This window comes from Bacillus sp. MYb209 (assembly GCF_002975175.1).
GTDB lineage: Bacteria > Bacillota > Bacilli > Bacillales > Bacillaceae_G > Bacillus_A.
On the sequence record NZ_PCNZ01000077.1, the window covers coordinates 1 to 6,282 of the forward strand.

Sequence of the window (6,282 nt, forward strand, 5' to 3'; positions counted from 1 at the left end):
AAGAATTCATCCATCAATTGTTTGGACTGGTAGCATAAAATACAATTCTGTTAGGTATATATGCACTTTATTCTTTTTTATTTTATTTTTGCACCAGAACCGGTTGAAGAAACATACAAGTATATAACTATAGCTAAATGAGGGAAGCCCTGCAGGGGATGCAGGGCAGTACTAAGATCATCGAGTTGTCGATTTTATAAGAATTTCTTGGACTGTAGTAAGTTTAACACATGATTTTAAAAAACTTTATATAAGGATGTTACGAATATGTGAACAAAGACAAGCTTTTTCTTTTCGGAATATTCAGCAATCCGATAATATCCCCCACCTAGCAAATGGGTTCCTGGATATTCCGATGCTCGAAAGCATCAAGAAAGGGGAATTGAGATGTTTCCATGTCTCGAACCAACATATTGCAATGATTTAGAAGGAAACAAGTACTTATGTAGATTTGAACATTATGAAGTGGATAGTCGTTTTTAAGGTGAACCGCCAGAATGGAAGGTTGACATCATCGAATTAATGCCAATTATCCCTATCTATAAATGCTGGGGAAAAGGAATCAAAACAAAATAAAAAACCGCCCTACCCCTAGGACAGTTTGGAGAAAACACATTTAAAACGCTAACTACATTATTCCTCCTTGTTTTCTCCTAAAAATGTCGTGCCCCCACAAATTAGACATCCCCAATAACCCCCGAAAATAAACATTTTTTGAAAAATTTATAAATAAAAAAATCGACAAAAATCTCTAAAAAAAGGCTCTATACTAGTTTTTTGAAAAAATCCTAATATATAAATTATAATAATATAAATACCCATAATTATTCCTAGTATTGTTTTATCAGGAAATATTTTACTTAATTTTCTGAATAAAATTTATCCATAAATATATTTTTTTATTAATCAGAAAATTCCACTTTATATGATAATATTGGTGGTGCAGCTCTGTTGCAAATATTTGAATTACACAATTATCTATATAAGGGGGAATGTGAAATGGAAAAGGAATATATTCATGAAGAAATGCTAGAGCTTGAAGATCTTGAATTAGATGAAGAGGATTTACTAATTCGTGCAGGCAAGACATTAGGTTAAGTTTTAAAATAAGGAGGTTACATATGCAGTTTAACTGTATATGTAACTTTTTTTAAGGTAGGGTATACAGTATGAAAGAAAATAAGATTATTTTATTATATGAAAAATTTATTGAATTAGACTATGAAGAAGAGTTAGATAAAGTACCAAAATTAAAAAAGAGAGGGGTACTTTTGAATTTTTGGAAAAAATGGTATGAAATTAGTGAAAAACAATTCGAATTTTTAATTTGGAAGTCCATTAATACTGTAGATACTTTAGATGATCTAGTCAAAATAACTGGGACTTTAAGTTTGGCTTTAAGATTATTAAAAGTATTAAAAGAAAGAAATTTAGTTGAAATTATAGAAAATAAAATAAGGTTTTCACAAGAGTTAACAAGTAGTATTTTATATGAACCAACCCCTCTTCGTAATACAGGATATGAGAATAAAATAAACAAAAAAAAATATGCTCAATTTAAAGCTACTTGGGATAGTTCGTTGAGGAGAGCTGAAATAATAAATCAAGAGTTATCATCTAATAAAAATATCTTTTTTTGCGGAGATGATGATTATACAAGTTTGGCCCTTAAACAATATAAAAACAGAGAAATAGGTGTAGGAGATATCGATGAAGAACTGATTGAATATTTTAAACATACAAACAACGATATTGAGTTTTATAATTTTGATGTTAGAAATGAAGTTATGGAAGATTTAAGGAATAAGTATGATGCAATACATTGTGACCCTATAGATGATGGTAGAGGGCTAGATTTGTGGTTAAATAGAGCTAATGAATTATTAAAAGGTCAAAAGGGTGATTTAATTTTTTTAAATATAAGTGTTAAAAGATTAGGTAATAGGGTGGTTTATTTGCAGAATTTCTTGACATCTTTAGGTTTTTATTTAAAAGAAATTATTCACGATTTAAGTTCTTATAAAGTGGCTGAAGAGCCTTACATTGATGAAGAATTAATAAAAAAGGACTTAGATGGCATTGGTTTTTCTAAAGATACATATCATAATTTGTATATTCAAACAGATATGTTAGTTTTTGTACGATTAATAGATAAACCAACCCTTTTTCCGCAAGAATATTATGAGATTAGAAGAAAAATATAAAATAACTGCGAGGTAAAATAATGTATGTTTTAGGAGTCAATGGGTGGGACTTTGATATTCATGATGCAAGTGCGTGTTTATTTTATAATGGTAAATTAATAGCTGCAGCTGAAGAGGAAAGATTTATTCGTCAAAAAAAGGCATTAGATAAAATTCCATATAATTCAATAGCGTATTGTTTAAAGGAAGCTGAAATTACTCCAAATGAAGTAGATCATATTGTTATGGGCTGGGATGTAGAACAATTATATTTTGAGAAGTATTCAAAGAAGCTTAACAAAGATGATTGTCTTGAAAAAATTTTTCCGAAGAGAATTTTTAAGAGGGATAAAGATCCTCAAATTCATATGTGTTCTCATCATTTGGCACATGCTTCTGGTGCGTTCTTTAGTTCGGGATTCAATGAAGCTACCATAATAGTTATTGATGGAAGTGGAGAAGAAGAGTCAATAACGATAGCAAAAGGAAAAGGTAATATAATAGAAGTACTAGAAAAATACCCGTTGGAACATTCTTTAGGTATTTTTTATGAAGCATTAACTGTATTTTCAGGTTTAGGGAGGCATAATGAAGGGAAGTTAATGGGCCTATCTTCATATGGGGAAGAAACATTTGAATTTCCTGATATACTGGAAAATCCTTTGAAACCAAATAAAAATATAGTTAGTATGAATGGTAAATATTTTTCGGTATTAAAAGATTGGATAAAAGTTATTAATAGTATAACAAAGGTAGCTCCTAATTATAGTAAATATGAATATAATCCAATAGATTCAATACTATTAATGAATTCATCAGTAATGGAATATAAAAATATTGCAGCCTCAGGTCAGGCAGCCTTGGAAAGAGCAATTGTTAAGCTTGTAAAAAAAGCTATTAATCTAACTGGAATAGATAATTTGTGTCTTTCGGGAGGAGTAGCATTAAATTGTATAGCTAATAGAATTATAGCTGATTTACCAGAAGTGGATAGTTTGTACATTCAACCAGGTGCTTCAGATAGTGGGGTAAGTATTGGAGCAGCTGCATGGTTTCTTGCCGAAAATGGTATAGCGCCTATGTTCACCGAAGATCATGTATATTCCGGTCCGGAATTTCCTGATTCTAGTATCTTAAATATATTAAAAAAATATAATCTATCATATATAGAATTAGGTTCTAATAAATATGATAGATGTTCCGAGTTATTAATTCAAAATAAGATAATAGGAAGATTTTCTGGAAAGATGGAATTCGGTCCTAGAGCTTTAGGAAATAGAAGCATAATAGCTAACCCTCAGAGGAGGGATATGTTAAATAAAGTAAATACTATTAAGAAAAGAGAGCAATGGAGACCATTGGCCCCTAGCATCATAGATGAAAACGCTTCTGTAGTATTAGAAGAAAAAATAAACAACCCTTATATGCTGTTAAATTCTACTGTTAAAGAAGAGGTACATCATTTAGTTCCAGCAATAGTTCATGTTGATGGATCAACAAGGGCTCAAGTAGTTACGAGGGCTATGAATTCTGATTATTATGAAACAATCTATAACTTTTACCAGAAAACAGGAATTCCTGCAGTTATGAATACATCGTTTAATGTAGGAAAAGAACCAATTATATGTAACCCAAGTGATGCTATTAGGTCATTTTATGGATCAGAGTTGGATGCCCTTTTATTAGGTTCATTTTTGATTCTTAAATAAAGGAGGAGAGATTTTGAGAAATAGAAATTATTCTAATCTACAAGATGAAGGGATAAAGGATTTGGTACTTAATAAAAAAAGTTATCCTTACTACCCAGAATATATACTATTAGATTTAATAAAAGAGGAAACAATTTTTAAACGAGGGGCTTGCTCAAAGTATATTCATCATGAAGAGTTCAATACATGGCAGGAATATTTTTGTGGGGATTATTACGAAAAGCCTCAGGGGAAAAGAATTGCTTTTTTACAAGTTTGTTCTTGGGCTAAACCATATGACTTTTCATATATTGGTAAAAAAATTAGACAAGTTACAAATAAATACCCAATGGTTCATCCAATTATTCTATCAAATGCGGGAATTATACCATATGAATACCAAATGAATCCTACTTTTTGTGCGTACGATTGGATGGAAGATATTGAGGATCCAGTAAATTACGAAGCATTAATGAAAGAATATAGGGATATATTGATACAAAGAATTAGAAGATACCTAGAATCAAATTCATACGATGTAGTAGTACAATATGGTATACCGGTAAAAAAATATTCAATGGCTCCTGCAATTAAAGATATTTGTAAGGATCTAGGAATTGCTTTTCTTTTAACCCCAGATATAGAAACATATAGAAATAATAAAGGTAAATTAGTCGAGTTAAAGGATTCAGGAGAATTTTATTGTTTAGATGAAGTTTTGAATAGTATGGATAATTGTTTAAATAAGGTGAGTAGATATGTTGAATCTAACAATTGTAATACCAGCTTATAACGATATTAGATTGGAAAAGTGTTTAAAAAGTATTGATGAAAATGTAGAGGTTGTCGTTGTCTTAAATGGTGCAACAGAAGAAGTAAAAAAAATCGCATATTCTAGCGATGCAGTAATTGGGGAATTACCTACACCTAATTTAGCAAAAGCTTATAATTATGGAATTGAAATTTCTAGTAAAGATAATGTGTTAATTATGGATTCAGATTGTGTTTTTATGCCAGGTACCATCAATAAATTATATAAATTATTAGATGCAGGATCTTTGGCTAAAGGAAGGGTGATGTTTTCCTTTAACAGCAAAATTGGAAAAATCATTGCACGTGCAAGACATATACATACTTGCAAAAAAAATGCATATTCACCTCCATTGGCATTTAATAAAGGAATCTTAGCGAAGGTAAATGGATATTATTTTGATGAGAATTTATCTTGGACAGAGGATTATGATTTTGATATTAGAGTTAACTCTGCAAGTCTTAAGATTTTATATGATGATAATGCAAGAATTATTCATCCAGAGTTAACCATTAAGCAAGATTTGAAAAGTTCATTTAATTATGGGGTAGGTCATGCACGTGGGGTTTTACAACAAAAAAATGGTTATTATGAACCTAAAAATAAATCGAGATCGATTATTAACTCATATAAGTATATCAAAAAAAAATACGGTTATTTAACTGCTTTCTATCTCATATTTTGGCAGATTGCCTTTTATAGGGGATATGAAAAAGAAATACATTAAGGAGGAAAACAATGCAGCAACAATACGATGAAATTTCTGAATTATACGACATTATCATCCCAGAACCTGATGGTATTTTTGATTTTTACAGTGGTTTGGTAAAACCAAATGATGAAGTTTTAGATTTGGGGTGCGGTACTGGTAGATTATCTTTTATTCTCGCTGAAAAAGGCGCTAATGTAACTAGTGTTGATATATCAGCAGGAATGATTGAAAAAGCTAGTAAGAAGTTAGATGAGATGCCAAATATTAAGGATAAAATAGAATTTAAGGTTTCTTCTGCTACAGATTTTAAGTCTGAAAGAAAATTTGATTTTATATTTATGTCTGGTGGTGTATTTGAATATTTACTTACATCGTCACAACAAAAATTAGCTCTTAGAAATATTAAATTACTATTAAAAGAAGGCGGGATTTTTGTTTTCGATATTATTACACCTCCAACTATTCTTCCTTATTCTAAGAGAGTGAGTGATGGAGGAAATAGTCCTATTAAAGGGGAGAATTTTAAAAATTATAAAGTTAAATCATGGGATGTCGTAAAAGCAGATCATTATAAGCAAATAATTGAAACCACTTGTTATTTTGAGGTTTATGACATAGCAGATAATTTCTTAAGTGAAAAAAATTTTAGATTTCTTTCAAAATATACTTTACCATCCGAAATGCAGTATCTCTTAGAAATAGAAGGATTCAATATAAAAAATTTTTATGGTGATTACAATAAAAATCCTTTTGGGAGGAATAGTGAATTTATGGTTTATGAATGTAGGAAGCAAGGGGGAAATTTTAATGATATACAGTGCGAATAGACGCTCGTGAACTACTCGCCACTTAGCAAAGCTTGAAGTGGGAGCTTCTCAGTTCCACGAC

At 30.3% G+C, this 6,282-nt stretch carries 5 protein-coding genes; all 5 read left to right on the forward strand.

From position 1 onward, the window contains the following. Nucleotides 1-1,169 precede the first annotated feature (1,169 nt). Genes CQZ94_RS29855 through CQZ94_RS29875 form a run of 5 tightly spaced genes read left to right on the forward strand, consistent with a single transcriptional unit; the run spans nucleotide 1,170 to nucleotide 6,221 of the window. Complete coding sequence (locus CQZ94_RS29855; RefSeq protein ID WP_105588328.1) at nucleotides 1,170-2,204, forward strand: bis-aminopropyl spermidine synthase family protein; 1,035 nt, start codon at nucleotides 1,170-1,172, stop codon at nucleotides 2,202-2,204. 20 nt (nucleotides 2,205-2,224) lie between these two features. Beyond that, nucleotides 2,225-3,892 carry a carbamoyltransferase family protein gene (locus CQZ94_RS29860; protein WP_105588329.1) on the forward strand — a complete coding sequence of 556 codons (1,668 nt, stop codon included), beginning with the start codon at nucleotides 2,225-2,227 and terminating at the stop codon, nucleotides 3,890-3,892. A gap of 13 nt (nucleotides 3,893-3,905) precedes the next feature. After that, the gene (locus CQZ94_RS29865; RefSeq protein WP_105588330.1) at nucleotides 3,906-4,664 is read left to right on the forward strand and encodes a DUF5591 domain-containing protein; all 759 of its coding nucleotides are present in this window, start codon (nucleotides 3,906-3,908) and stop codon (nucleotides 4,662-4,664) included. After that, nucleotides 4,630-5,409, forward strand: a complete 780-nt coding sequence (locus tag CQZ94_RS29870; protein WP_105588331.1) for a glycosyltransferase family 2 protein — start codon at nucleotides 4,630-4,632, stop codon at nucleotides 5,407-5,409. Before CQZ94_RS29865 ends, CQZ94_RS29870 begins: the two co-directional genes overlap by 35 nt. Nucleotides 5,410-5,420: 11 nt before the next feature. Beyond that, on the forward strand, nucleotides 5,421-6,221 hold the full coding sequence (locus CQZ94_RS29875) for a class I SAM-dependent methyltransferase (RefSeq protein ID WP_105588332.1): 801 nt from the start codon (nucleotides 5,421-5,423) through the stop codon (nucleotides 6,219-6,221). The last annotated feature ends 61 nt before the right edge of the window (nucleotides 6,222-6,282 follow it).

Bases quoted from the DNA above. Each gene is read 5' to 3' on its own strand.
- CQZ94_RS29855 (WP_105588328.1), top strand. From the start codon at position 1,170: ATGAAAGAAAATAAGATTATTTTATTATATGAAAAATTTATTGAATTA.
- CQZ94_RS29860 (WP_105588329.1), top strand. From the start codon at position 2,225: ATGTATGTTTTAGGAGTCAATGGGTGGGACTTTGATATTCATGATGCA.
- CQZ94_RS29870 (WP_105588331.1), top strand. From the start codon at position 4,630: ATGTTGAATCTAACAATTGTAATACCAGCTTATAACGATATTAGATTG.
- CQZ94_RS29875 (WP_105588332.1), top strand. From the start codon at position 5,421: ATGCAGCAACAATACGATGAAATTTCTGAATTATACGACATTATCATC.